Genomic DNA, 26,208 nt, shown 5'->3' with positions numbered 1-26,208 from the left:
TTCGACGGTGTCAGCGGGTGTCGCCTCTGCGCAGGACCTTGTCCACGCCGACCGCGACGACGACGAGGGTCCCGGTCGCGACATCCTGATAGAGGCTGTCGATGCCCGCCTGGGTGAGGCCGGAGCGGAGCACGTTGACGATGAGCGCTCCGATCAGCGTTCCGACGACGCTTCCCCGCCCGCCGAAGAGGCTGGTCCCGCCGATGACGACGGCGGTGATGCTCTCGAGGTTCGCGGTCTGGTACGCGTTGGGGTCGGCGTTGGGGATACGGCCGAGGGCCTGCCAGGCGGCGATGCCGTAGAGGAGTCCTGCGACGACGTAGACCGACAGGATGGTGCGCCGGACGTTGATGCCGGTCAGGCGCGCGGACTCGGGCGCGTTGCCGACGGCGTAGATGTGCCGGCCCCAGCCCGTCTTGCCGAGCACGTACCAGAAGTACGCGTACAGACCCAGGAGCAGGAACGTCCCCCAGGTGACGAGTACGCCGCCGAGGTGGACGCCGTGTCCCCAGAAGTCGAGCAGATCACTGGTCACCGGATAGCTGCGGGAATCGGAGTAGAGCCTGCTCGTGGCGTAGACGACGCTCAGTGCACCGAGGGTGACGATGAAGGGGGGCAGGCCCAGCCGGGCCACGAGCAGGCCGTTGACGAGCCCGAGGAGGGTCGCCACGACCAGGCCGAGCAGCAGTGCCGCCGCGGGGTTGCCCCCCTCGAAGACGAGCTTGGCCATGACGATCGTGCCGAGGACCGTGATGGCCCCGTTCGCCAGGTCGATGCCCGCGGTGAGGATGATCAGGGACTGCCCCAGCGCCAGGGTGCCGATCACGATCGTCTGCTGCAGTACCAGGGACAGGTTCCCCGGCGTCATGAACGTGTCCGTCGTGAGCGAGAAGACGAGGACGGCGACCGCCAGGGCGGTGAGCGGGCCGACCGTCGGCGTGCGCAGGGCGTATCGCAGTGCCTCCCGCAGCGCGGCGCCCGGCTCCGGCCCGGCGGTGGGGCTCGTGGTCCCGGGAGATCTCATGCCTGTGCTGGTTCCTTCCACCGGTCGGCGTACGAAAGTCATCCCCAGCAGCGCTGGAGCCCCCAGTCCGTGTCGTGTGACGCCAGTCCCCGCACCGGCTTGTCGGTGATGAGTTCCGTGCCCGTGTCGGTGAAGCCGGACGGTTCTTTCCCGCTCTCGACGAACTCGGTGACCGCGTCCACACCCTGCTCGGCCATCCTGACCGGGAACTGCATGACGGTGGCCGCGTACTTGCCGGCTCTGACGGCCCGCACGCCGTCGCAGCCGCCGTCGATGGTGCCGATGGTCACCTGCCGGGTGAGGCCGCGTGCGGCGATGGCCGCGGAGGCGCCGTCGGCCACCGGTTCGTTGATGGTGTAGACCGAGTTCACGTCGGTCGTGCGCTGCAGCAGGTTCTCCGTCGCGGTCTGCGCCAGGTTGCGGTCGCCGTTGGTGTTCGCCCGCCCGCGGATCGCCGGTGAGTCGTCCTTGATCCCGAAGCCGTCGAGGAACCCGTCGTGGCGCTGCTGGCTGACCGAGGAGCCCTCCGTACCGTCCAGCATGATCAGCTCGGGGGGCCGGTCGGCGAGTGCGGTCCTGACGTAGGCGCCCTGGAGGCGTCCGGCCTTGACGTTGTCCGTCGCGTACGTGGCGTCCACGGCGTCCTCGGGGTCCGTGGCGCTGTCCAGCGCGATCACCAGGATGCCCTGTCGCCGGGCTTCCGCGATGGCGCCGAGGACCCCCGTCGTGTTCGACGGTGTGATCAGGATTCCCTGTACGTCGCGGGCGATGAGGCTCTCCATCGCGGCTACCTGGCCCTCGTTGTCGCCGTCGAACCTGCCGGCCAGGGCGATGAGCTCGGCGCCGTTCTTCTCGGCCGCGTCCGCGGCGGCCTTGCGCATGGTCACGAAGAACGGATTGGTCTCGGTCTTGGTCACCAGCCCGATCGTGACCTTCCGCGTCCCGCCGTCTTCCGCGGAGTCCTGACCCCCACCACAGGCGGAGGCGAGCAGCAGCGTGCCCACCACGAGGAGCACGGCCCCCTGCCGGGGGCGCCGTGGTCGGCTGTGCCTGCGGACGGTGTGGTGGTGCGCCATCGGTGACACCCTCCTCCGGCCGGGTCCAGCGTCTGGAAGCCTCTGAGGCTCACATACGTGTCCTGTTTGTCAACAAATATCGCATCACATCCTCTCCCATGAACTCCTCTTCGCCGGCCATGACCGATCTTCTTTTCCGGTCGGTGCCGGATCCGGCTGAGAGTTGCGCCCGTCCTGAGAGGGGCGAAAGATGGTGGCATCACCGTGATCGGGCGGAGAGGGTGAGATGCGCGCGACTGGGCCGCCCCTGCTGTCATTGCGCGGGATCTCCAAGCGATTCGGCGCAGTCCAAGCCCTCGAGGATGTCGATCTTGAGCTCCGCAGCGGCGAGGTCGTGGCCCTACTGGGCGACAACGGTGCCGGCAAGTCCACCCTCATCAAGGTCATCGCGGGTGTCGCCCCGGCCGACAAGGGCGTCATCAAGTGGGAGGGCGAGGTCGTCCACATCAGGAACCCGCAGATCGCTCAGCGCCTGGGCATCGCGACCGTGTACCAGAACCTGGCGCTGTGCGACGCCCTCGATGTCGCCGAGAACCTCTTCCTGGGGCGGGAGCGGCGGTCCCCCGGTATCCGGGGCCGCCTGCTGCGGTTGATGGACAACGGCGGCATGCGCGGGGAGGCGCGACGCCAGCTCGACGCACTGGGCATCCGAGTTCCCGACGTGCGTGCGCCGGTCGCAGCCCTGTCCGCGGGCCAGCGGCAGACCGTGGCGATCTCCCGTGCGCTGCTCGGCAAGCCGAAGGCCGTCCTCCTGGACGAGCCCACCGCGGCGCTGGGCGTCACTCAGGCCGGTCATGTCCTCGATATCGTCGACGAGCTGCGCGACCAGGGCATCGGGGTGATTCTCATCAGCCACAACCTGGGAGACGTCAAGGCCGTGGCGGACGAGGCGGCGGTGCTGCGGCTGGGCCGCAACAACGGCTTCTTCCATGTGCCGACCACAGCGCAGGACATGATCTTCTCCTCCATCGTCGGCGCCACAAGCAGCAAATGACCCGCGCGATCGGGCGGACCAGCTGCTGATGAGCGGCGCAGGCGCGGCTCGCGCGCGGGGACCGGCCGCCAGGTGCGGCCGGCTCTCGCGCCGTGCCGGCCGCGGGAAACGTCGCCTGTGAGAGCACGACGGGCGCGTGCGGTCTGGTGGTTTCGCGCGAGATCCGCTGACGGAAGCGATCCGCGCCGGCCCGGTCGTCCTGAACGGATGGGCTGCGTTCTCGAAGGCCCGCCGTCGACCGAGGCGTTCACAGCGCGACATGCGGGGCCGCGCCCGCATCGGCGCGGCCCCGCGTTGTCAGTGGTCCCGTTCCGGAGCGGGCCCGCTGCTCACAGAGGAGCGGGCCCGCTGCTCACAGTTCTCCTGTGTACTCGAAGATGTAGAGCCCGTGGTCGCGGTCCGAGGCGGCGACGTACTCCTTGCCCCCCGACTCGAAGACCTGGGCGCCCCAGAAGTTGTTGCCGCCCTCGTCGATGTACCGGCCCACCTCGACGATCTCGTTGTCGACGATCTTCGCGACGCGCAGACCGGCCGCGTAGTAAGAGAAGTAGAGCAGGTCGGCCCGCTTCTCCGAGACGGCCACCTCATGGATGGAGAGGTCGCCGGAGCCCGACGCGTGGGCGGGGTCGTGCGCCTCGGGAACGGCGTAGGTGTCCAGCTCGGTGAGCTTGCCGTTCTCGTTGCGGTAGAGGTGCGCGTAGCCCCAGCCGTCGAAGTACGACGAGAAGGCCAGCCGGTCGCCCTTGGTGCCGAGCGCCACCGGCAGTTGCTCGGGGCCCGTTCCGGCGAGGCAGGCCGCGTCGTCGTAGGACTGCCCGAAGAGGGCGAAGCCCTGGCCGCGCGGTGCGACGCCGAAGGCCGGGATGTCGCCCTCGACGCTCATGCCGAGCGCCTGGTCGCAGGCGTCCGTGCCGGTGCGGTTGAAGACGAGTACGGCGTCGTAGCCGCCCGCCGCGATGACGCTCGCGACCTTCTCGCTGAACGTGCACACGCCCCGTTCGACGACGGCGACGTCCACGGCGTTCGGGTCACCGGCGGGCACCGCCGGGTCGCCGGGGCAGGCCCGGCCCGCGAAGACCGAGTCGCCGGTGATGCTCTGGCCCTCCTCCAGGCGCGTGGTGTTGCTGCCCTGGCTCGCCGTCAGCTCGGTGCCGTCGGTGAGGTTGCGGGCGGTGAGCGCGTACGGCCCGAAGTCCTCGTCGGCACCGATGACGTACTTGTTGTCGAGGGTGAACTCGGCCTGGTGGGCGTTGCCTTCGGGCGCGACCTCCAGTCCGCTCTCCAGCGCCTCCGGGTCGAGCGCGGCGAAGTCCGTGTCGCCGAGGTAGGTCGCCTTGGCCGGGTCGGTCACGTCGAGGGTGACGTAGCCGCCGTCCCAGTAGGAGGCGAGCATGATCTGCCGGCCGCCGATCTCCTTGACGACCATGTCGTGCAGGAAGATCTCGGTGAGGTTGGCCGGGGCGTCCTGGACGATCTGCGGGAACGCCTCGTCGAGGTCGTACTCCGCGATGACCTTCGCCTTCTTGGGGTTGGTGATGTCGACGATGTCGACGTCCGGGCCCTCTTCGTTGTCGACGATGACCGCGTACGCCTTGTCTCCGGCGTCCCAGGCGTAGACGCTGTGGATGTCGTTGGCGTCCTTCTTGCCCTGGCCCATGACCGTCTTGTCGCCCACGCCCTCCGCGAGCGGGGTGGGGTGCGCCGGGTCGCTGACGTCGTAGATGTTCATGCCGCCGAAGCCGGCGGCGTCCTTGCACTTCTCGTTGTTGCTGACCAGCACGTCGCCGTTGAAGTACGGGGTGTCGATGTGCAGGGTCTGGATGCCCTCGCCCGGTGCGCTGCCCTCCTTCGCCTGGATGAAGGCGACCTCCTTCGGCGCGGCGGGCTTGCGGATGTCCACCACGTGCACGCCGTTGTACTTGCAGGTCGCGCCGCCCCAGGCGGCGAGATAGGCGTACCCGTTGAAGACGCCGACGTCGGCGATCTTCTCCGGTTCGACGTTCTTCAGGCCCAGTTTGCCGACGAGGCGGACGTTCTCACTGCCGGCGGGGAGATGGCCCTCGTCACCACCGTGCTGGTGGCTGTGGTGATCGTGTGTGGCCTCGGCGTTGTCGATACCGCCGTCGTCGGCGGAGACACCGTCATGTGCTCGGGCGACGCCGGCGAAGGAACCGGCGACGAGGCCCGCCGCCGCGAGACAACTCGCGGCACGTACGCGGAACTTCGCTCTGCCCATGGCTCTTCCCATGGCTCTCCTTGGTCTGAGAGTGAAGGGGCGCGGGGGGCAGCCAGGGCAACTTAGTCTGTGTCAGTCCTGTGAGGGAAGGGATGTGGCGCCGCGTTAACGTGATCGTATTCACCGCGTCCAACCGTCACCGCGGCGAACGCGCCAAGGGCGCGAGAAGTGGCGCAATCCACCGGTTGTCGGGCCGGAGCGAGAGGCGCAGCCTGTGCATTGGGAGCGCTCCCACGCCGAGAGTGCCCACACCCCCACAGCGCTACCCGGAAGCAACCCCCACACCCGGAAGAAGGATTCATGAATTGGCATGATCATGACATGCGAATGGGTTTACGTCCGACGCTCCTTCTGAGCGTCCTGACCGCCGTGCTTCTCTGCTTGATCCCCTGGAGCGGCACCGCCGTCGCCCACGGCTCGGTCGTCGACCCGGCATCCCGCAACTACGGCTGCTGGCAGCGCTGGGGCAACGACCACCTGAACCCGGCCATGGCCCAGCAGGACCCCATGTGCTGGCAGGCATGGCGGGCCGACGCCAACGCCATGTGGAACTGGAACGGCCTCTACCGCAACGGCTCCGCCGGCAACTTCCAGGCCGTTGTCCCCGACGGGCAACTGTGCAGCGGCGGTCGCAGCGAGGGCGGCCGCTACAACTCCCTGGACGCCGCAGGTCCGTGGAAGACGACGGACATCTCCAGCAACTTCACCGTGAAGCTGTACGACCAGGCCAGCCATGGCGCGGACTACTTCCTGGTCTACGTCACGCGGCAGGGTTACGACCCCACCACCCAGCCGCTGAAGTGGAGTGACCTCCAGCTGGTCGCCCGCACCGGCAGGTATGCGCCCAGCCAGAACTACTCGATCCCCGTGAGCACTTCGGGGTTCAGCGGACGCCACGTCGTCTACACGATCTGGCAGGCCTCGCACCTGGACCAGACCTACTTCCTGTGCAGTGACGTGAACTTCCGCTGACGCACGCGACCGGACGCCCGTCGGACCCCCTGGGTCCGACGGGTGATGGGGCACGGACCCGCCGGTGTCGGGCGGTGGCGTGAGATGGCCGCCGCTTGTCGGGTGGGTGTCTCACCGGAACTGGGGAACACGATGGTCCGCCTCGCGCTGTGACAGCCACAGCGCGACCGCCTCCGAGATCGGCTGCCCGGTCTCCAGTTCGACGAAGCCGAACTGGCCGCTCTGGTTGCACTCGAGGAACCACCAGATACCGTCCTCCTCCGCGAAGTCGAAGGCGGCATACGCCAGTCCGGCAAGGGCGACGTACTCGTACACCGACTTGCCGACACGTTCGGGAACCGGGACCGCCTCCCAGGCGTGCCCGGTGTCGCCGTACCGCCCGTCGACCTGGCCGGGTTCGGCCACCTTCCGAGCGGCGAACAGCCGGGTGCCGACACAGGTCAGACGAATGTCGGCATGCTTGGGCACGTACCGCTGCAGCAGCGCCGGCCCGGCCGCGACGCCGGAGAAGTCCGTGTCGGGGCCGATCAGGGTGGTGGGCAGAGCCAGTGCGGGGTCACCGGGCGGCGGCCCCGAGGCGGACTTCACCACCACGTTCTCGTGCTCCGCGGCGAACTGCCGTGCCAGGCGTGGCGAGGTGGTGATGAGAGTCGGCGGTACGGCGAAGCCGCTGAGATGAGCGACCCTCAGCTGCCATGGCTTCAGCCGGGCCTGATCGGCGTTGCGCGGGTGGTTCATCCATCGGGGGGAGCCGGAGTAGAGCAGTCCGAACAGTGCCTGACGGGTCTCGGCGGTCAGCCATGGTGAGGGGTGTGGCGCGTGCGCGGCCGGCTCGCCGGGCCTGCGCACCCATACGGAACGCAGGCCGCCGATGCTGAGCACATGTCCGTTCACCGACAGGTGACCCTTGAAGTCGCCATGGGAGTAACCCGCGGACAACACGGCCTTGCCCGGCAGGTCGGCAGGGTCCAGCCGCATCACGGGTACCCCCGTCTTGTGCAGCTTGGCCACCACCATGTCGGCGGTGACGTCCTCCTCGGACGTGAGGATCAGTACGGTCATCCGCTTACGGATCGTCAGTCGTCGAAGTGCGTCTGGGAACCGGCGGTGGACGTCGTCGTACCGGCCGCCAGGAGGAGGTCCGGATCGCTGACGGCCAGCCGTCCGTCGGGAAGCACGTTCAGTTGAAGCGACTCGTCGAATCGATAGGGCGTCACCACGGTCGGAAGCGCCCTGGGGCGGGCGTAGTTGAGGGTGAACGGTCGCACTCGAAACCTCCAAGTTCGCACGCTGCCCGTGCGCAGCGCCTCACGCGTTCCGTGCGCAAGGAATTCATCACTTCTGGCGCGTTCGGGGAAGGTCGGCACATCGACGCCATTCACACTGACTCATTCACATATTCGACATCAGAAGCATCAGAAATGCTCAAATTCCCCATGATCTGTAGATCGAAATGAACGCTGCAAACGTCACAGGTGCATGCGTACGGTGGGCGAACGAGAGCGCCACGCCCCGAACGGCGCGGGGGCAGAGCGGCGGGCGCGGGGGCTACTGGCCCTTCCCGCTGCTTGTCTGGCCGTTGCCTGCCGGGTTGTCCGTGTCGGCGGGGTTGTCGGCGGGGTTGTCGGCGGGGTTGTCGGCGGGGTTGTCGCCGGGGTTGTCGGCGGGGTTGTTGCCGGAGTTGTTGCCGGGCGTGCCGTTGCGGGCGGCGCCGGTGCTCCCCGCCGTGTCGTTGCCGGTGTCTGCGGCGCCCTCGCCGGGGTTGCCCGTGGCACCTCGACCGCTCGGTGTGGCTGTCGCCCCTGCCAGTTGCTCGGCGCAGTACGCGGCGACCTTGTTCTTCCCGCCGGCGGCCGTGACGAGCTGCTGCCAGGCCCTCGCGTCGAGCGCCTTGCCGCGGTCCTCGACCTGCTCGTAGGCGCGGCAGTGGGCCTGGGTGTCCTGGGCGCGGGCCGGGCCATCCGTCGGCGCGGGGCCGCGGGAGGACGCCGACGGGGCTCCATCTCCGGGTCGGCCCGAGGTGGTCGCCGAGGGGTGCGTGGTTTCCCTGGTGTCGGCCCCGTCCGCGGACGAGCCGGCCGAGCCGATGCCCGCGACCGCGACACCACCCAGCGTGAGGCTGGCGAAGACCACGCCGAGCGTCATCTTCACCGGGCGCCCGGCACGCCGCTCGGCGGGCACCCGCCAGTCGTCCCGGCGCCTGGTACGCGCGCGGTGTGCGTGCGCGCCGCGGGCGGCCCGGAAGGCGGCCATGGCCCGCTGTTCGGCCTCGGGGTCGAGATCGCCTCCGCGTATGGCGGCAGCCAGCGCCGTTTCCAGTGCGGCGGCGTCACGCACGTACCGCGGGCCGGACGCGGCGCCGCCTGGGTGCGCACGCCGACGGTCTGGAACTCCGCCGCCGCTCAGCCGTTCACCCATGTCCGCTTCCGTTCCTGTCCGACCGGTTGGATTCATCCGGTGTACGGGGCCTGACGTTTGCCTGGCCGACATGTCACCGTCGTTGTTCATTTCGACTCCCCCAGCGTCCGGGAAGCCTCATCCGTCACACCGTCCTCCGTCTCGGTATCGACGCCCAGCTGTCGGGCGAGGCGTTTCAGGCCTCGGTGGGCGGCGGTGCGCACCGCTCCCGGGCGCTTGCCGAGGACGCGTGCGGCGGAGGGGCCGTCGAGGCCGACGACGACGCGCATGAGGACGGCCTCGGCCTGGTCCCGCGGCAGCCCGCGGACCAGTTCCAGGGCCCGTTCGGTGGAGAGGGACTCCAGGGCCTGCTCATGCGTGTTGTGCGGGCTGGGCAGGTCCAGTACCTCCTGTTCGCTCCCTCCCGCGCGGGGCCGTACGCGCTGGCGGCGCAGATGGTCCAGCGCCCGGTGTCGGGCGATGGTCGCCGTCCAACCGCGGAACCCGGCGCCGTCGCCCTTGAACCGTCCGAGGTCGCGGGCTATCTCCAGCCAGGCGTCGGACGCCACGTCCTCCGCCTCGTCGCCGACGAGCCCGCGCAGATAGCCGAGCAGGCCCGGCTGCACGATCCGGTAGGCGACCGCGAACGCGGCCTCGTCACCGTCCTGGGCCCGCGCGACTGCCGCGCCCAGTTCTTCGTCGTGCACCCGTACGCGTCGGGATTGCCGTACCTGGCCCAAAATTGCCCTCGTTCACACCGGTTCATAGCGAGTTCATGCCGTCCGCCGTGCTCCGGTCGCGTCGACGGCCCATGGTGATCAGCGTCAGTCGTCACAGAAGTGTCACAACGCATCAGAAACCTTCATGCTGTCACCGGTGCCTCTACGCACAGTCACCGAAGGTGCGAGGGTTCGCGCGGCGACGCCAAGAGACCGGCCACGTCCGGACGTTGAGCCGACACGTGGACCGGACCGGGCAACGTGACGGCTCATCAATGCCCGGCGGATCCGGTGCTCGGACACCAGCGCGCGACCCACCGTATGTGCCTGCCTCAGGTGACGTTTCGCGCTGGTCGTGCGCTGTGTGAGTACGAGTCCGCACTCGACGGGCCGACGAAGACCGTCCGGCCCGAGTCGGGTGACGCAACTCACCATTCCCAGACCTCTCTCCGTGCCGCGCCTGCCTCCGCTCCGGGAGCGGAACGGAGAGGGACGGGGGTGGCCGGGGCTCCGCCCACGCACGGGGATCCGGCCGCCCCCCACATCCTTCGCACCGACGGCGGTGACCTCAGAAGGGCTCTGACGGACCTCACCGGGGCCGCTGATCCCGGGGCTCGGGTGCGCCCGCCGTCGCATCGCGGCACAGCAGCCGCAGTGACCCCTGTCCGGACAAGCAGCGGCGGGCCTCGTCGAGGGGATTCCACAGCCGTCCGTCGACGGTGCGGATCCCGTGGTCGCCGCCCGCTGACCACCACTCGCCGCCCGCCTGTCGGACGATCACCTCACCCGCGTACGCCCCGAAACCGCGCAGCACGCTCTCCATGGCGGGGTAGGGCGTTGCCTCCCGCCGCAGCGCGTCGATCATCCGATCGACGTGCCAGAGGCTCGTCGCCCAGTGGTCGAGGCGCAACCGCGCCCCCTCCCGGATCGTCGACACCGTGTCCGCCGCCCACCGCACCGGCTTGGCCGCGGCGTTCGACTGGTGTGGGGTCTCGCTTGCTGCTCTGTCGTCACACACGGACAAGCGAGGTCGGCAGCCGACCCGTCACCCGGTACCCACGGGAATCCGGCAACTGCCGCAGATCCGCTCCCAGCTCGCCGTACGACGGTCGGGGGCCGGAACGGTCGGGGGCCGGAACGGGACGTTCGATGCCGGCTGCTCAGCCTTTCCCCTCGACGGTCACCGGCCGGTCGTTCCGGAGCTCGGTGAAGAGCCGCTTCGCCTTCGCCGCGTCCCACCGCACGGCGCTGCCCTTCGCCGTACTGACTCCACGGCCGTCCACGGGGACGTTGAGCTGCCGGCCACCTCCCAACAAGACGCTCCTCATCGCCTGGAACAAGGACACGAGGGTGCGCGGGTCCGTGTCCTTGTCCACCACGAGGGTGTCCAGCGCCGCGCCCAGCAGGGGATACGCCCGGAACGGATTGAGCGCGGTGCCCGGTGTCGCCGCCTTGTCGGCGAGCGCTGCGAGGAACTTCTGCTGGTTCCTGCTGCGCCCCAGGTCGCCCTGGGCCTCCTGGTGCCGCTGGCGGACGAACGCCAGCGCCTGGGCGCCGTCCAGGGTGTGGCAGCCCTTCCTCAGGTCGAGACCCGACTTCTTGTCCTTGATGTTCCGGTCCACGCACATGTTCACGCCGCCGACGGCGTTCACCACACCGACGAAGCCTCCGAAGCCGATCTCCGCGTAGTGGTCGATACGGATGCCCGTGTTGAGCTCGACGGTCCGCACGAGCAGCCGGGCGCCGCCCAGGGAGTAAGCCGCGTTCAGCTTGTTCTTCGCCGGACGGTGCCGCTTGCCGGTGTCGGGGTCGAGGTACGACGGGATGGTCAGCCACGAGTCGCGGGGCAGGCTCACCATCGTGGTGCCGTGGGCACCGGTGTGCAGGAGCATCATCGAGTCGGTACGGCCGCCGCCGCCACCGCCGGCGTGCAGATCCTTCTTGGCCTGCTCGGACAGGCCCTCACGGCTGTCGGAGCCGACGACAAGGTACGTGGTCCCCTTCCCTCGCGGCGGACGGTCCCCGGCCTCGCCGAGGTCGACCGCCCGGTCGAGCTTGAGGTCGGCCCAGGCGTATGTGCCGCCCGAGGCGAGGAGCAGCGCGCAGAGCAGCAGCACCAGCAGACGCGCGACCCGGCGGTGACGGCTGGGGCGCACCCAGGGCGCTCTGGTCCTGGACGGGTGGCCGCCGCCCGCGTTCCTCGGAGCGGCGCCGTAGGTGTCCGACGGCGGCTGTGGGGGCGCCTGGAACGGAAAGGTCTCCCGTTCCCACCCGTCCCCCGTGATGACCTGGCCCGTGATCACGCGAGGCGCCCGCGCCTCTCCGTTTCCGTTCTGCCGATGCCACTCGTTCATGGGCGGAACCACTCCTGATCACCTCGACGACAGCTGTCTTGGGGCGGACGGCTGTCTGAGCTGCTGGTCGGCAGCCGTCCCGGAGCGCTGCATGCGGTGCCACTTCAGCCGGGTGCCGCCCAGGAGGGCGAACACGGACTGGATGACGACCAGATACATCAGCTGCCGGTAGACGAAGAGCTGGAACGGCATCGACCACAGAGTCCGCAGCTTCTCCCTGTCGAGCCTCAACGCGTAACCGGCGCAGAACAGTTGGATGGCGAGGAAGGCGACCCAGACCCCCATCGACCGCACAGGATCGGTGAAGAGCACCCCGTACAGCGCGAACAGGTCGACGACCGGGGCGATCAGGGGCAGGATTACCTGAAAGATCGTCAGATACGTCAGTCCGCGGCGCGCGAAGCGTCCGGCGGTGCCCACTTCGAGGACGGCTCCGCGGTGCTTCCACATCGCCTGGAGCGTGCCGTAGCACCAGCGGTAGCGCTGCCGCCACAACTGCCGCAGCGAGGTGGGCACTTCGGTCCAGGCGATGGCCGACTCCTCGTAGACCACCCGCCAGCCGGCCCGCCACAGGGCCATCGTGAGGTCGGTGTCCTCGGCGAGGGTGTCCTCGCTGACCCCACCGACGCCCAGCAGCGCGTCCCGGCGGAAGGCGCCGATGGCTCCCGGCACCGTCGGCATGCACTCCAGCACCTCGAACATCCGCCGGTCGAGGTTGAAGCCGAAGACGTACTCCAGGTGCTGCCATCTGCCGAGCAGCCCGCGCCGGTTGCCCACCTTGGTGTTGCCACTGACCGCGCCGACGGCCGGGTGGGCGAGCGGCTGGATGAGCCGGTACAGGGCATCGTCCTCGAAGACGGTGTCGGCGTCGACCATCACGACGATGTCGTACGAGGCGTGTGCCAGACCGGTGTTGAGCGCGGCCGCCTTGCCCGAGTTGGGCTGCCGGATCACCCGCACCCGGGGGTCGTCGATCCAGGTCGCGAGGTCCGCCGTCTGATCCGTCGAGCCGTCGTCGATCACGATGACCTCGAGGTAGGGATGCGTGGACGCGAGGAGCGAACGGACGGTGGACTCGATGCCGGCCTCTTCGTTGTACGCCGGTACGAGCACCGTCACAGGTGCGTTGACCTCCCGCAGCCAGGGCGCGCCGGGGCGGAGGCGGGTCAGGCGCCGGACATGGGCGCGGGCGAACACGGTCAGCATCAGAAGCCGCACCACGCCCAACAGGCCCAGCGCCAGCAGCACCCAGGTCATGGCGTGCGTGAACGCCTGACCGGCGGTCGTGGTCCAGATCAACGCCTTGCCCTGCCACCGTTCGGCTGCGGACACCCGCGTGTTCGCCGCGGGCATGCCGAGCGCGTCCGTGACGGTGGTGAACCGGTCGGCGTGCCGGTTGCCGAGCAGGTCCTTCGTCTCCTCGTACGCCAGGTCCGTCTGGCTGAACTGGCGGACCGTCCCGTACGCGGGATCACGATCGGGCCGGTCCGCGGCGACCAGCACATAGCCGTCCGCGGCAGCCCGTCGCGCCGCCGTCCACTCGGCGCCGCACAGCGTGTCCACCTGGGTCGTCAGCGGCATCCGCAGCAGGCTGGTGTGGATGCCCGCCGCGCCGGCGAGGGTCTTCTGGGTGAGTGTCAGCTCCATCGCCGTGCGCGCACGCGACGACGAACCGAGGTCGGCCCCGGTGTACGTGCTCGAGCCGATCTCGTGGCCCTCGGCGAGGATCCGCCGCACCAGCTCCGGATGGCGTGCCGCCTGCGCACCGAACAGGAAGAAGGTCGCGTGCGCATGATGCTTGCGCAGCAGGTCGAGCAGGCGCGGGGTCCATACGGGGTCGGGGCCGCCGTCGTAGGTGAGCGCGACAGTGCGTGCGGGCACGGCCGAGGACTTGACGTCGTTCCCGCTGATACGGCGCAGGACCGGACCGCTCTCGTCCACGGCCTCGGGCACCGGCCTGGTGCAGTCACCGAGAAGCGCCTGGACACCGAGGTCGCCCTGCGGGGACGGCCCAGGCCGGGGACGCTGTCCCCGGCCTGGGCCGTTCGCGGCCGGGGACGATGCCGGCCCGCCCTGTTGGGCGCGGCTGCGATGTCGCTGTTCCGACAGGCGGCGGGCCTCGGTGAGCGTCCAGCGGTTGCGCGGGTCCCCCTCACCGTTCAAGGACCGCAGCCGCCATGTCTGTCTGCCCGGCGTTCCGGGAGGTAGCTTGGTGGAGAAGGCCCCTGAAGGAGGGCGATTCGATGCCGTGGTTCCTATGGCTGCTCGCCGCCGCGGCACTGGGTGTCGCGGAGTTCTTCACCCTGACACTGGTCTTCGGTTTGCTGGCGGGCGCCGCGTTGGTCGCCGCCGTGGTCGCCGGTGTGGGCATCGGCCTATTCGGCCAGCTGGTGGCCCTCGCGGCAACCGCGGCAGCGGGCCTCTTCATCGTCCGTCCCATCGCGCTGCGGCATATGGCACAGCAACCCCTCACACGCGAGGGCAGTGATGCGCTGATCGGCAAGCGGGCCGAGGTCGTGCAGGAGGTCACCGCGACCCGCGGCCTGATCAAACTGTCCGGCGAGGAGTGGTCCGCCCGCGCCTTCGACGAAAGCCTGGTGATTCCGGTGGGAGCGCTGGTCGACGTCATGGAGATCGAAGGCGCCACGGCCATCGTCTACCCCCGCGAGCTCCTTCCGTGAACGGCTGAACACACAGCAACGGAGGCACTGTGGATCCCGTCGTCATCCTCACTCTTGTGGCGGCCATCGTTGTCGTCTTCCTCGTGGCCTCCACAGTGCGGATCGTCCCGCAGGCGCGCCGCTACAACATCGAGCGGTTCGGCCGGTACCGCCGGACCCTGCAGCCCGGCCTCAATCTGGTTGTGCCGGTGGCGGACCGCATCAACACCAGACTCGACGTGCGCGAGCAGGTCTACTCGTCCGACCCCAGGCCGGTGATCACCGAGGACAACCTCGTGGTGAACATCGACACCGTGCTCTACTACCAGATCACGGACCCGCGGGCGGCGGCCTACGAGGTCGCTGACTACCTGCAGGCGATCGATCAGCTCACCGTGACCACGCTGCGCAACGTCATCGGCAGCATGGACCTGGAGGAGACGCTCACCTCGCGCGAGGAGATCAACTCCCGGCTCCGTGCCGTCCTCGACGATGCCACCGGCAAGTGGGGCATCCGGGTCAACCGCGTCGAGATCAAGGCCATCGATCCACCGCACACCATCAAGGAAGCGATGGAGAAACAGATGCGGGCCGAGCGTGACAAGCGTGCGGCCATCCTGCACGCCGAAGGGGAGCGGCAAGCCAAGATCCTTACCGCGGAAGGCACGAAGCAGAAGGACATCCTGGAGGCCCAGGGCGCGCAACAAGCCATGATCCTGCGGGCGGACGGCGAGGCCAAGGCGGTGGAGCTCGTCTTCCAGGCCGTACATCGCAACAATGCCGACCCGAAGGTCCTGGCCTACAAGTACCTCGAGACGCTCCCGCACCTGGCAGGCAGCGACAACAACACGTTCTGGGTGATCCCTGGGGAGCTGACCGAGGCGGTTCGGACCGTCACCCGAGCGTTCGGTGACGAGGCGACGGCAGGCCCTCCCCAACCTGTGCAACGTGAGGAAGCGGCAGCCACCGCCGACCATGACGACATGTCGGCCGAAACCCGGATTCCGCAACTCGCTGCGGGCTCGACGGTTTCCCTCGACGCCGCTGCGGCTGCTGACGAGGCCGGGAAGCAGGCCGCCGCCGCGGTGAGCGACGCCAAGGCGGAGGCCGAGGCCGCGAAGTCGCCCCAGGTGCCGCGCCGGGGGCGGACGTCCGGGGATTGAGCACGCGCCGCCACGAGGCCACGCCGGGTCAGTGCGTGGCCCAGGGCTCCGAGGAGGCAGAGCCAGGCCCTGTTGACGCCTTCTCAGCGGGGCACCGGCATGGACCATCCGGTCAAGACTGCCGGGATCCGGCAATGCGGTGAGGGTCGACGCAGGCAGGGTGGGGGGCGAGGGGAGCACGCGACAGAGGTCTCGATGCCGGGCACCGGCAGGTGTCCGGCATCCGGCCGCCGAGCCGTGCCGAGGCCGTCGCGTGACGGGGTTGATCGGGGGTTGGGCATGCGGACGTTCTTCGAGGCCGCCACAGGCTTTCCGACCTTCCTGTTCACCGTCCCCCTACTGGCGGCCGCGGGCTTCTGGCTGCTGGTCGCGGTGGGTGCCGCCGACTCACGCACGCTCGACGGGGACGCCGACCTCGGCGCGCTGGGGCTGGGCGGCGGTCCCGGTCGCGGTCGCGTTCTCGCTGTGGACGGGCTTCGCCTGGGCCGGCAGCCTCGGCGCCGCCGTCCTGCCGGAGCCGCTCGCTTCCTCGGGGCCGGCGCGTGCGCTGACCGGGCTCGCCGTCCACGAACCACAGGAACTGAGCACACCACAGGACGGCGAGGACACGCCCTCCCCGTCCGGCGTGCCGGCTCGCCGCCGTCCGTTGTCTCTGCGCGCGGTGCGCCGCGTCCGCGTCTACGCGGTGAGGCCGGGGATGTTCCCGGGATGCCTCCGAGGCAGGTCGCTGTTGGGGTTCTGGTCGGTGGCCGCTTCAGCGGTCGGGGGGCCGTGTCCTGAGCCGTGGCTGTCGTCCGAGGAGTTCGGCCAGGCCCTGCCGGGTCGTGGCGAGGACCACCCGGTCCTGCGGGCGCAGGACGTACCCGGGGTGTGGCTCCCACACGAGGCCGGCGGGGCGTTCGGTGTCGTCGTGGGCCGGGGTGGTGGCGAGGTCGGGGCGGCGGTCGTCGGGGGCGGCGGTGTCCAGGGCGAGGACGCGCCAGGCGCCGGGCCGGAAGGTCTCGGCGACCGTGCGTCCCTCCAGCTGTGGGTGCCCGGCGACGTTCAGGGCCGCGAAAAGCAGGACACGCCGTTCGACGGGGATGGCGCCCAGGATCTGGCGGCCCATCATGGCGCCGGCGAAGGCGGGCGCGGCGAGGGTGGAGACGCTGCGGCTGCGGGTGAGGGCATGGGGGTGTGCGGCGCGCAGGGTGCGGTGGACGGCGGTGGCGAAGTCGTCGTCGTAGAGGCGGAGTGCTGTGCGCAGGTCGGGTTTGACGGAGCGTGCGTACAGGGCGGCTTCGAGGTTGGTGGTGTCGTTGCTGGTGAGGGCGAGCAGGGCGTGGGCGCGGTCGATCCTGGCGGCTTCCAGGACGCCTTCCTGGGTGACGTCGCCGATGACGGTGGGTACGCGCAGGCGGCGGGCGAGGGGGATGCCGCGTGCCTCGGGGTCCTCCTCGACGCACACCACGGGGATGCCGAGTTCGTGCAGTCGGGACAGGACGCGGGTGCCGATCTTGCCGAGGCCGAGCAGGACGACGTGGCCGGACAGGGAGCGGGGCGGGCGGCGCAGCGCGGAGGCGGTGCGGAAGGTGCCGAACGCCTCCAGGGCGGCGGCGAGCAGCACGGGCAGGAACAGCAGCCCGGCCAAGCCGGCGAGGAGTTGGAGCAGCTGACGGCTCGTGGCTTCGTCGAGGGCGGGGTCGTTGATGGCGAAGAGGTCGAGCAGGGTGAGGTAGGCGGCGTGCAGTGGGTGACCGCCGATGGTCAGCCAGGTGGCGACGGCCAGACCCAGCACACAGGTCACCAGTCCGGCCAGTGACCAGCGCAGCCGGGCCGAGAACAGGGTGGCGAGCGGCAGCCCTCGTCCGGCCAGACGGCCCGGTGGGGGAGCGGTGCCGGTGTGTGTGACGGTCTCCAGGACGACTGTGCCGCGTCCGGTGGCGGCGGCCACCGTCTCGTCGTCGGGCAGCAGGGTCGGCCCTTCCCGGCCGCTGGCGTCCGAACCCTCCGCACCGGCCGGGTCGTCGGTGGTCGACGACAGCAGGGCGAGCGTGCACAGGCCGGGGTCGGCCACCTCGCCCGCGGCCGGGGGTGTGCGTTCCACCGCGCGCAGCAGCAGCCCGTCAGCCTGGACGACCTTGCTGGTGCCCGCGACGGCGGTGGCCGCGAGGGCGGGAGCGGCGGTGTCCGCGTCCGACAGGACGGTGGTGGAGGTGTCCAGGGCCGCCGGGTCCAGCCCGGGGACGGCCAGGGCGGCGGCCTGGTCGAGGAGTTCCTCCAGGCGTTGGCCGAGCTTGCGGTTGTAGAGCCGGATGACCAGGCGCAGCCGGGGGTTGAGTCGACGGGCGGCGAGCGCGGCGCGGATGTTGGTCTCGTCGTCCTCATGGACCAGAGCCAGCGCGGCGGCCTCGCGCACCCCGGCTTCGGCCAGCACGCTCTCGTCCAGGTCGGGGGCTTCGAGGACGCGCGGCGCGTCCGGGCCGGTGTCCGTACGCCCGATCACGGACTGCACCTGGCCCAGCAGGGCCGAGGCACGCGCCCGTGCGACGGTGCCAGTCCGGGGCGCCGACGGTACGACGAGGGTGACCCGCTCCCGGTACACCGTGGTGAGCTCGCCGGCCAGCCGCTCGGCGAGCGCGTCGTCACCGCACACGATCATGTGCCCCGACCGGGGAACACGCCGCGCGGGTTGCGGGAACACCGTCATACGGCCCCTCCCCGCCCGCCAGGACGAGGACGTACGGATGCACATCCCCGACGGCCCGAGGCTCCCGGGGCGGCGGAGGCGAGGGCCGGGCCGCGCTCGGCCGCGCCGGCGGCGACGGTCATCCGGCTCTTCGGGCCGTTCACGTTTCTCCTCCGGCGAGTCGTTCCATCAGCCGGGCGGCTGTCACCACGCCCGCCAACCACCGCTGGTCGCCGTCGCGTTCGACGACGGCGACCAGCGGGCTGTGCGTCCGTGCGATGAGGTCCGCGATCCGTGTGAGGCTCGCGTCCTCCTCGACCGTCGGGAGGCTGGAGCTGCCGGGAGGCAGCCAGTCCGCCACGGTGAGACCGGCCGTCCTCGTCGGCGCCTCGTCGTGGCCCCGCCCCTCGGACACGAGTCGTCCGAGGAGGTGGGCGCAGGGCACGAGGGCGTACGGCGCGGCGTCGGCGTCCACGACCAGGAGCGCCGGTAACCGGTGCCGGGCCAGCAGCCGGACCGCGTGTGCGGCGTCCTCGTCGGTGGTGACGTACGGGTAGGGCTCGGCGAGGTCACGCGCCAACACGGTCGGCCTCCTTGGCGGCGGGCGGCGTGCCGGCACCGGAGGACGTGTCCGTGAGGTCGTCGACGTGGAAGAGGCGGGCGATCGGCACGTCGGTGGAGCTGTGCGCGACGATCGAGAAGGCGATGCACACGGCGATGAGGGTGAACGCCTCCTCGCCCTGCGGGATCCCGGCCTGGAGCACGAGCAGCCCGTACACCACCGACGCGAAGCCCTTCGGGCCGAACCAGGCCGCGACCAGCTTCTCCTGTCGGGTGAACCGGGTGCCGAGCAGCGACAGCAGCAGCGACGCCGGGCGGATCAGCACGATGGCCAGGATCACCGCCACGTATCCGCCGAAGGACAGGTCACCGAACAGCTGGGGCGTCAGCAGTGCGCCGAACACCAGCAGCGCCGCGAACTTCGCCAGTTCCGCCAGCGCCTCGCCCAGCGGCTCGAACGCCTCCTTCGCCTCCAGCGAGCGCGCGGTGAGCACGGCGCCCGCGGAGAACGCGGCGAGGTAGGGGTTGGCGTGGGTGAGGTGGCAGACCGCGTACAGGATCACGCCGATCGCCAGCGGCAGCAGCGGCTGCAGTTTCGGCTCGGCGCCCAGCAGCCGGAAGCGTACGAGTTCGATGACGACGTAGGGCAGGACGATCCCGAAGACCAGCCCGAGGACCAGCTCCAGGGCGATCTTCCCCAGGGACGCCTCGGCGTGCCCGGAAGTCGGTCCGGCCGCCGCGATCAGGATCAGCACGACCGGCAGGGCGAGCCCGTCGTTGATGCCGCTCTCCACGTTCAGCAACTGCCGGAGCTTCGACGGGACTTCCTTGCGGCCGACGATCGCGGAGGCGAACACCGGGTCGGTCGGCGCGAGCACGGCGCCGACCAGGAAGGACGTCGTCCAGTCCAGGCCCACGAGGTAGTGCGTGATCAGCGCCGTGCCGACGAACGCCAGCGGCATGCCGAGCCCCAGCGCGCGGGCCGGGTTGCGCCAGTTCGCGCGCAGCTTGGCGAAGGACACGTGCATGCCGTCGGTGAACAGCACCGCGAACAGCGCCAGGTCCGCCGTCACCGACACGATCTCGCTGTCCGGCGTGATGTGGATCCAGCCCAGGAAGCCGTCACTGACGAGCGCGCCGCCGACCAGGAAGAGCAGCGACGTCGACAGCACCGTGCGGGCGGCGAGACCCGACAGCAGCACCGCGATCAGCAGTGCCACCCCGAAGACCACGACGAGCACCATGACCACGACCCCCGATCGACGAAGAGAGCTCTCCCAAGACCGCCGACCAGACTTCCCGGCACACCGCGGGCACCGTACACGTTCTTTGCGCGGCGTTGACAGGCTCTTGGCGCGCAGCCACGGAACCCCGTACGTTGCCGGATTCCGGCATCGTGCACTGCCCGAAATGTGATCTCAGCGGGTTTCGCCGTCCCCATCGGGCAGAGGACGGGAGAGGGCCCGGGGTGGGCCGATCTGCCGCAGGGCGGACCGCATCTGGCCGTCGGGGTGGGTGATGATCAGCCGTGTGCCGTGTTTTCCGGCGAGGAGGCCGCGCCGTCATGGCCGCCGACCGGACTTCCCGGCACACCTACGGGCAGCGTAGGCGCCGTGTCCGCCGGGTGCCTGTCCGGCGGCCCATTCGGACCCGCCGCTCTTTGCCGGGGACAGGCAGCGGTTCCGGCATGGGCGGAGTACGCTCCTGCGACCATGCGTCAAGAAGACGTCAACGGCGCATTCGATTCGGGGGACTTGCATGGCGGTACAGGACGTGTCCGAGAGGCACGAGGGATACGAGGCGTACCTGGAGGGGTACGCCCGTGTCCTCGCCGACGCCTCGGCGACCGGCCGTCGGCTCTCCCGGGAGGAACTGGCTTCGCGCCGCGCCCTGGGCGAACAGGCCGCCGAGGCCGGGATCGGGCTGCGCGCCCTGGTCGGAGCCCACATGGCAGCCACCCAGGCGCACTGGCCCACCGGGAGCGGCGTGTCCGTGGACGACGTGCTGTCCGCCGCCACACAGGCTCTCGACGCGTTCGCCGAGGGCTACGAACGGGCCCAGCGGCACGCCGTGCGCCAGGAGGAGGCCGCCCGCCGGGAGTTCATCGACGACCTGCTGTACGGCCGCAGCGACCTGGGCCGACTCGCCCAGCGCGCGGAACGCTACGGGCTGCGGCTGTCGTACGAGCACGCGGTCGCCGTGGCCCGTGGCCCGGCCGTCTACGACGAGGGCGACCCGGTACTTCGGGAGGTGGAGCGCGCCCTGATAGGCCGGTTCGGCGACCGCAGCATCCTCCTCACCACCAAGGACGGCCGACTCGTGTGCGTCGCCCCCGGCGACCAGCACGACGTCCTCGCGCACTTCGCCAAGCAGGCGTTCGCCGCGACCGGCGGCGGCCAGGTCGCGATCGGCCGCCCGCAGGCCGGCCCGGCGGGTGTCGTCCAGTCGTACGAGGAGGCCCTGAACGCCCTCGACCTGGCGGATCGCCTGGAACTCGACGATCCCGTGCTGCGCGCCGCCGACCTCCTCGTCTACCCCGTCCTCACCCGTGACCGACAGGCCATGGCCGACCTGGTGGAGAGCGCCCTCGGCCCACTGCGCCAGGCCCGCGGCGGCGCCCAGCCACTCCTCGACACCCTCACCGCCTACTTCGACTCCGGCTGCGTCTCCGCGGAGGCGGCCCGGCGGCTGTCGCTGAGCGTGCGCGCCTTCACCTACCGCCTCGAACGCATCAACAAACTCACCGGCGCCGACCCGTCCGACCCGGTGCACCGCTACACCCTCCAGACCGCGGTGATCGGCGCCCGGCTGCTCGACTGGCCGACGAAACCCCTCTGACCGCCCTCCCGCAGGGCTCCCAGACGTATGGCCGATGATTGTGGGTGGGATGGTCGTACTCGGCCTGCACGGCGTGTACCGGATCCGCCGGGACAGTCCCCGGAGCAGGTCGTGAGCGTCGCTCCTCGTTCGCTTGTGGCGCGCCCTGGCATCGATACCTGACACCGGGCTCCGGGCGGCGGCCGGAGAGCCTTTCGGCTGGACGGGTCTGTGGGAGCTGCAGCCGGGTAGGGTGACGTCCGCGCGGGGTTTGACGGGCTCCGAACGAAGTCCATACCAATCCTTGACGGACTGGACGTACGCAGAAGGGGAGCCGTGGCGGGACGTTCCGCGCATCCGCGCAGGTCGCTGTTGACCGCGCACCCGGCCCGTACGGTCGTGTTGGCCTTCGCCGCCGTGATCGCCCTCGGGACCGGGCTGCTCGCGCTGCCGGTCGCAGCCGAGGACGGTACGGCCACCGGGCTGGTGACCGCGCTGTTCACGTCCACCTCGGCCGTGTGTGTGACGGGTCTGGCGGTGGTGGACACCGGCACCTACTGGAGCGGCTTCGGTGAGGGTGTGATCCTCGCGCTGATCCAGGTCGGCGGCTTCGGCATCATGACGATGGCATCCCTGCTCGCTCTGCTGGTCTCCGGGAAGCTGCGGCTGCGGCTCCAGCTCACCGCGCAGGCGGAGACCAAGAGCCTGGACATCGGTGACGTGCGCCGGGTGCTGCTCGGTGTCGCCGGCACGACGCTGATCGTGGAGCTCGCGGTCGGCGCGGTTCTCTCCCTGCGCTTCCGCTTCGGTTACGGCAACTCCATCGGCGAGGCCGTGTACCTGGGCTACTTCCACGCCGTGTCGGCCTTCAACAACGCCGGGTTCGGCCTGCACGCCGACAGCCTTACCCGCTACGCCCAGGACCCGTGGGTCACCCTGCCCGTCGCCGTGGCCGTGATCCTCGGCGGGCTCGGCTTCCCCGTCCTCCTGGAACTGCTCCGCCACCGCAACCGTCACCGCACCACAGGCCGCCGCAACTGGACCCTCCACACCAAGCTGACGCTGGCCACCACCGGCGCCCTGCTCGTTGTCGGCACCCTGCTGACCTGTCTGCTGGAGTGGACCAACCAGGCCACCCTCGGGGCGCACGACTGGCCCGAGAAGCTCCTGAACGGGTTCTTCCACTCCACGATGACCCGCACCGCCGGCTTCAATTCGCTCGACATCGGGGCGATGCACGCCTCCACGCTCCTGATGACCTGCATGCTCATGTTCGTCGGCGGCGGCAGCGCGGGCACCGCGGGCGGCATCAAAGTCACCACGTTCGCGGTGCTGGCCGTCGCGATCATCGCCGAGGTGCGCGGCGAACCCAATTCCACGGTCCTGGGCCGCAGGCTCGCCCCGCACAGCCTGCGGCAGGCGCTGACGGTGGTGCTGCTCGGCGTCGGCCTGGTCATGACCGCAACGCTGGCTCTGCTCAGCATGACCTCGCTGCCGCTGGACGGGGTTCTCTTCGAGGCCGTCTCCGCCTTCGCCACCGTCGGGCTGTCCACCGGCATCACCGCCGACTTCCCTGACGCCGGGCAGCTGATCCTCGTCCTGCTGATGTTCATCGGCCGCCTCGGCCCGGTCACCCTGGTCTCGGCGCTGGCCCTGCGCGAACGCGTCCGCCGCTACGAACTGCCCGAGGAGCGACCCGTCATTGGTTAACTACCTGCACTCCCTGCGCCGACGCCGCCGCAAGCGCCTGGCCCACCAGCACACCCAGCACGCCGGGGACCAGCGGGTCGCGGTCATCGGCCTCGGTCGGTTCGGCAATTCGCTCGCCAACGAGCTGATGCACCGCGGCTGGGACGTCCTGGGCCTCGACACCGACGCCCGTCTCGTGCAGAAGTACAGCGACGGACTGACCCACACGGCGGTCGCCGACTGCACCGACCCCGAGGTGCTGCGCCAGCTCGGCGTGCACGAGTTCACCAGCGCCGTCGTCGCCATCGGCTCCGACGTCGAGGCGTCCATCCTGGTCAGCTCCAACCTCCTGGAGGCCGAGGTGCCCAACATCTGGGCCAAGGCCGTCAGCCGCCAACACGGTCAGATCCTCGAACGCCTCGGCGTCCACCACGTCGTCCTGCCGGAGCACGAGATGGGCGAACGTGTCGCCCACCTGGTCACCGGGCGGATGCTGGACTTCATCGAGTTCGACGACGACTACGCGCTGGTGAAGACCGTCGCCCCGGACATCATCACCAGCGTTCCGCTCGGCCGGAGCCAGGTCCGCAGCCGGTACGGCATCACGGTCGTCGGCATCAAGCGCCCCGGCGAGGACTTCACCTACGCCACCGCCGAGACGGTCGTTCAGAAGGGCGACGTCATCGTGGTCACCGGCAAGACCCACGCGGTGGAGACGTTCGCCGAGCTGAGCTGAGCCGCGCCGCGCCGGGTCGAGCCGCGCCGGGTCGAGCCGCGCCGGGTCGAGCCGCGCCGCGCCGTACGGAGTGCGTCAAAGGCGTGAGGCCGCCGTAAGGAAGGCGTCAGGGACGGCCGAAGCCGCCGGAAAAGGAGGTTCCCTTCTCTGCGCTCGGGTGGTCGTGCGGGTCGTGCGGGTCGTGCGGGTCGTGAGCGGAGCGCGTGCGCGGACGGGCATGGTGTCGGGCTTTCACAGCAGGCCGAGGTCACGGGCGCGCAGCGCGGCCTGGGTGCGGTCGCGCAGGGCGAGGCGGCTGAGGATGCGGGAGACGTGGTTCTTGACGGTGCCCTCGCTGAGATACAGCTGCGTGGCGATCTCCCGGTTGGTCCGGCCCCGCGCCACGAGCCGCAGAATGTCGATCTCGCGCGGGCTGAGGGCGACGGCCGTCGCCGATGCGGGAGCGGGCGGCGGCAGGGCGGCGGCGAGGCGGGCGGCCACCGAGGAGTCGAGCTGGGTGACTCCCGAGTGCGCCAGGCGGATCGCGTGCGCGAGTTCCTCGGCCGGCAGGTCCTTGAGCAGATAGCCGCTGGCACCCGCCCGCAGCGCCTGAACCACGTACTCCTCGTCGTCGAATGTCGTCAGCATCACCACCCGGCACTCCGGCGCCCGGCCACGCAGCACGGCGACGGCCTCGACGCCGTCCAGCTCCGGCATCCGCACGTCCATCAGCACGACGTCGGGCCGTAGCTCCACAGCCTTCTCCACAGCTTCCCGCCCGCCCGCCGCCGTGCCGACGACCGTGATGCCCGGCCGGATCGAGAGCAGCGCCGCGATGCCGTCCCGGATGAGCTGCTGATCGTCCACGACCAGCACCCGTACCGCCGTCGGCTCCTCGCTCACCTCTCGCCTCCTCCCCGCGGCACGACCACCGTGAGTCGGGTGCCCTCACCCGGTCCGCTGTCGATGTCCACGGTTCCTGCCACGAGGTGCACCCGTTCCCGCATGCCGGTCAGGCCGAATCCGGCCGTGGCCTCGGCCGGTGTGAAGCCGCAACCGTCGTCGGCCACAGCCAGCCGCGCGGCGTGTTCGGTCAACCGGACCGCCACCGAGACCCGCGAGGCTCGCGCGTGGCGCAGCGCGTTGGTCAGCCCCTCCTGCGCGGCCCGGTACAACGCGGTCAGCTCCGCCGCGCCGTAGCCGTCCTCGGCGCCGAGCACCTCGACGGTGACGCGCGGCCCCGCGCCGCCGTCGCGTACCCATCCCGCGAGCGCGGCCGACAGCGACGGGCGAACCGCCTCACCGCGCAGCGTGCGTACTGACTGCCGGACGTCGCCCAGCGCGAGTTTCACCGACTGCCTGGCCTCGGTCATCGCCCGTCCTGCCGCGTCCGGGTCCAGCTCACGGAACTCCGAGGCGAGCTCCAACTGCACGGAAATCGCGGTGAGATGGTGGCCGAGGCTGTCGTGGATGTCCCGCGCCAGCCGGTTGCGCTCGGTCGCGGCGGACAGCTCCGCCACCCGCGCGGCGTACTCCTGCAGTTCGCGTCGCGCCCGCTGTTCGCCGACGGCGACGGCGGCCATCGAGATCGCCAGCACCAGGCCGATGCCGAGCATCAACAGGTCGGACACGTACTCCATGTCGCGGTACCAGCCGGGGGCCGTCAGGAGATAACCGGTGAGCGGCCCGGCCAGGCACAGCGCTCCCAGCGCGAGCGCCGCCGTACGGCCGAACGCGAAGTAAGCGGTGAACGGCAGTAGAACGAACAGGACTTGGGACAGTTCCGAGGCATCCAGGGCGACCACGGCACCCGTCAGGGCGCACCGCGCGAGCAGCAGCGGCACCCGGGCCGCGCTGCGGCGGCGTTCTGCCACTCCCAGAGCTAACAGCGCCGCGAGCCCGGCGACGAAGCCGGCCGTGCGCCAGGACAACAGCCCGGAACTGTCGCCCAGATCGGCGGCCAGGTAGTAGAGACCGCCGAGGAGCACCGCGCCGTACAACAGCGGCGACACCCACGGCACAGGCACATACGCCGCCATGCATACCCCCGCCCGCCCGACGCTGTAGCCCAGGCTAGGCCGGGTCCGCACGCGGGGCGACACCGTCGGGAGAAAACCGGTCGGGTGGCCGGCCAGGTACGGCCGAGCGGCACATGCCGAACGG

Annotated in this window: 23 protein-coding genes; 7 read left to right on the top strand and 16 right to left on the bottom strand. The window is 70.4% G+C overall.

Annotated features, from left to right (window positions below; all coding sequences use genetic code 11):
* Window positions 1-10 precede the first annotated feature (10 nt).
* Together CES90_RS14790 and CES90_RS14785 are read right to left on the bottom strand one after the other, a co-directional pair.
* On the bottom strand, window positions 11-1,024 hold the full coding sequence (locus CES90_RS14790) for an ABC transporter permease (protein WP_189785468.1): 1,014 nt from the start codon (window positions 1,022-1,024) through the stop codon (window positions 11-13).
* A gap of 38 nt (window positions 1,025-1,062) precedes the next feature.
* On the bottom strand, window positions 1,063-2,100 hold the full coding sequence (locus CES90_RS14785; RefSeq protein ID WP_229914107.1) for a substrate-binding domain-containing protein: 1,038 nt from the start codon (window positions 2,098-2,100) through the stop codon (window positions 1,063-1,065).
* Between the two features lie 226 nt (window positions 2,101-2,326).
* On the opposite strand from CES90_RS14785, the gene CES90_RS14780 reads away from it, so the two are divergent.
* Window positions 2,327-3,094 (top strand): ATP-binding cassette domain-containing protein, encoded by a 768-nt coding sequence (locus CES90_RS14780; protein WP_189785469.1) that lies wholly within the window; start codon window positions 2,327-2,329, stop codon window positions 3,092-3,094.
* Between the two features lie 352 nt (window positions 3,095-3,446).
* On the opposite strand, the gene CES90_RS14775 is transcribed toward CES90_RS14780, so the two are convergent.
* Window positions 3,447-5,342, bottom strand: a complete 1,896-nt coding sequence (locus tag CES90_RS14775; protein ID WP_189785470.1) for a PA domain-containing protein — start codon at window positions 5,340-5,342, stop codon at window positions 3,447-3,449.
* A 288-nt stretch (window positions 5,343-5,630) separates the two neighbouring features.
* On the opposite strand from CES90_RS14775, the gene CES90_RS14770 reads away from it, so the two are divergent.
* Window positions 5,631-6,302 carry a lytic polysaccharide monooxygenase auxiliary activity family 9 protein gene (locus CES90_RS14770; protein ID WP_189785471.1) on the top strand — a complete coding sequence of 224 codons (672 nt, stop codon included), beginning with the start codon at window positions 5,631-5,633 and terminating at the stop codon, window positions 6,300-6,302.
* Window positions 6,303-6,413: 111 nt separating this feature from the next.
* Here CES90_RS14770 and CES90_RS14765 read toward each other — a convergent pair whose 3' ends face one another.
* From CES90_RS14765 to CES90_RS14735, 7 genes are all read right to left on the bottom strand, one after another.
* On the bottom strand, window positions 6,414-7,364 hold the full coding sequence (locus CES90_RS14765) for an MvdC/MvdD family ATP grasp protein (protein ID WP_189785472.1): 951 nt from the start codon (window positions 7,362-7,364) through the stop codon (window positions 6,414-6,416).
* A gap of 14 nt (window positions 7,365-7,378) precedes the next feature.
* A complete protein-coding gene (gene tgmA, locus CES90_RS14760; RefSeq protein WP_189785473.1) occupies window positions 7,379-7,570 on the bottom strand; it encodes a putative ATP-grasp-modified RiPP in 192 nt (63 codons plus the stop codon).
* A 280-nt stretch (window positions 7,571-7,850) separates the two neighbouring features.
* The gene (locus CES90_RS14755) at window positions 7,851-8,720 is read right to left on the bottom strand and encodes a hypothetical protein (protein ID WP_189785474.1); all 870 of its coding nucleotides are present in this window, start codon (window positions 8,718-8,720) and stop codon (window positions 7,851-7,853) included.
* 86 nt (window positions 8,721-8,806) lie between these two features.
* On the bottom strand, window positions 8,807-9,406 hold the full coding sequence (locus CES90_RS14750) for an RNA polymerase sigma factor (protein WP_373313496.1): 600 nt from the start codon (window positions 9,404-9,406) through the stop codon (window positions 8,807-8,809).
* 601 nt (window positions 9,407-10,007) lie between these two features.
* Window positions 10,008-10,436 carry a hypothetical protein gene (locus tag CES90_RS14745; protein WP_229914108.1) on the bottom strand — a complete coding sequence of 143 codons (429 nt, stop codon included), beginning with the start codon at window positions 10,434-10,436 and terminating at the stop codon, window positions 10,008-10,010.
* 142 nt (window positions 10,437-10,578) lie between these two features.
* Window positions 10,579-11,772, bottom strand: a complete 1,194-nt coding sequence (locus tag CES90_RS14740; RefSeq protein ID WP_189785476.1) for an LCP family protein — start codon at window positions 11,770-11,772, stop codon at window positions 10,579-10,581.
* 18 nt (window positions 11,773-11,790) lie between these two features.
* Entirely contained in the window at window positions 11,791-13,725 is a 1,935-nt protein-coding gene (locus tag CES90_RS14735) for a bifunctional polysaccharide deacetylase/glycosyltransferase family 2 protein (protein ID WP_189785504.1), read from the bottom strand.
* A 290-nt stretch (window positions 13,726-14,015) separates the two neighbouring features.
* Here CES90_RS14735 and CES90_RS14730 point away from each other — a divergent pair, with 290 nt between their 5' ends.
* Window positions 14,016-14,453, top strand: a complete 438-nt coding sequence (locus CES90_RS14730) for an NfeD family protein (RefSeq protein ID WP_189785477.1) — start codon at window positions 14,016-14,018, stop codon at window positions 14,451-14,453.
* A 29-nt stretch (window positions 14,454-14,482) separates the two neighbouring features.
* The gene (locus CES90_RS14725; protein ID WP_189785478.1) at window positions 14,483-15,595 is read left to right on the top strand and encodes an SPFH domain-containing protein; all 1,113 of its coding nucleotides are present in this window, start codon (window positions 14,483-14,485) and stop codon (window positions 15,593-15,595) included.
* 387 nt (window positions 15,596-15,982) lie between these two features.
* On the opposite strand, the gene CES90_RS14720 is transcribed toward CES90_RS14725, so the two are convergent.
* The 4 genes from CES90_RS14720 to CES90_RS14705 form a co-directional block, all read right to left on the bottom strand.
* Window positions 15,983-16,204 carry a hypothetical protein gene (locus tag CES90_RS14720; RefSeq protein ID WP_189785479.1) on the bottom strand — a complete coding sequence of 74 codons (222 nt, stop codon included), beginning with the start codon at window positions 16,202-16,204 and terminating at the stop codon, window positions 15,983-15,985.
* Window positions 16,205-16,349: 145 nt separating this feature from the next.
* On the bottom strand, window positions 16,350-18,284 hold the full coding sequence (locus CES90_RS14715) for an NAD-binding protein (RefSeq protein ID WP_229914109.1): 1,935 nt from the start codon (window positions 18,282-18,284) through the stop codon (window positions 16,350-16,352).
* Between the two features lie 139 nt (window positions 18,285-18,423).
* Entirely contained in the window at window positions 18,424-18,846 is a 423-nt protein-coding gene (locus CES90_RS14710; RefSeq protein ID WP_189785480.1) for a CBS domain-containing protein, read from the bottom strand.
* Window positions 18,833-20,068 carry a cation:proton antiporter gene (locus CES90_RS14705; protein ID WP_229914110.1) on the bottom strand — a complete coding sequence of 412 codons (1,236 nt, stop codon included), beginning with the start codon at window positions 20,066-20,068 and terminating at the stop codon, window positions 18,833-18,835. Before CES90_RS14705 ends, CES90_RS14710 begins: the two co-directional genes overlap by 14 nt.
* A gap of 514 nt (window positions 20,069-20,582) precedes the next feature.
* On the opposite strand from CES90_RS14705, the gene CES90_RS14700 reads away from it, so the two are divergent.
* The 3 genes from CES90_RS14700 (at window position 20,583) to CES90_RS14690 (ending at window position 24,066) form a co-directional block, all read left to right on the top strand.
* Window positions 20,583-21,662, top strand: a complete 1,080-nt coding sequence (locus CES90_RS14700; protein ID WP_189785481.1) for a PucR family transcriptional regulator — start codon at window positions 20,583-20,585, stop codon at window positions 21,660-21,662.
* A 315-nt stretch (window positions 21,663-21,977) separates the two neighbouring features.
* Window positions 21,978-23,351 carry a TrkH family potassium uptake protein gene (locus CES90_RS14695; RefSeq protein WP_189785482.1) on the top strand — a complete coding sequence of 458 codons (1,374 nt, stop codon included), beginning with the start codon at window positions 21,978-21,980 and terminating at the stop codon, window positions 23,349-23,351.
* Window positions 23,344-24,066 (top strand): potassium channel family protein, encoded by a 723-nt coding sequence (locus tag CES90_RS14690; RefSeq protein ID WP_189785483.1) that lies wholly within the window; start codon window positions 23,344-23,346, stop codon window positions 24,064-24,066. The genes CES90_RS14695 and CES90_RS14690 overlap by 8 nt, the downstream gene beginning before the upstream one ends.
* 231 nt (window positions 24,067-24,297) lie before the next feature.
* On the opposite strand, the gene CES90_RS14685 is transcribed toward CES90_RS14690, so the two are convergent.
* Together CES90_RS14685 and CES90_RS14680 are read right to left on the bottom strand one after the other, a co-directional pair.
* The gene (locus CES90_RS14685) at window positions 24,298-24,948 is read right to left on the bottom strand and encodes a response regulator (RefSeq protein WP_189785484.1); all 651 of its coding nucleotides are present in this window, start codon (window positions 24,946-24,948) and stop codon (window positions 24,298-24,300) included.
* A complete protein-coding gene (locus tag CES90_RS14680; protein WP_189785485.1) occupies window positions 24,945-26,084 on the bottom strand; it encodes a sensor histidine kinase in 1,140 nt (379 codons plus the stop codon). Before CES90_RS14680 ends, CES90_RS14685 begins: the two co-directional genes overlap by 4 nt.
* Between the last annotated feature and the right edge of the window lie 124 nt (window positions 26,085-26,208).

The organism is Streptomyces capitiformicae (assembly GCF_002214185.1).
Taxonomy (GTDB): Bacteria; Actinomycetota; Actinomycetes; order Streptomycetales; family Streptomycetaceae; genus Streptomyces; species Streptomyces capitiformicae.
The sequence above is the reverse complement of the archived record's forward strand: the minus strand, read 5'-3'. Positions and strand labels throughout refer to the sequence as shown.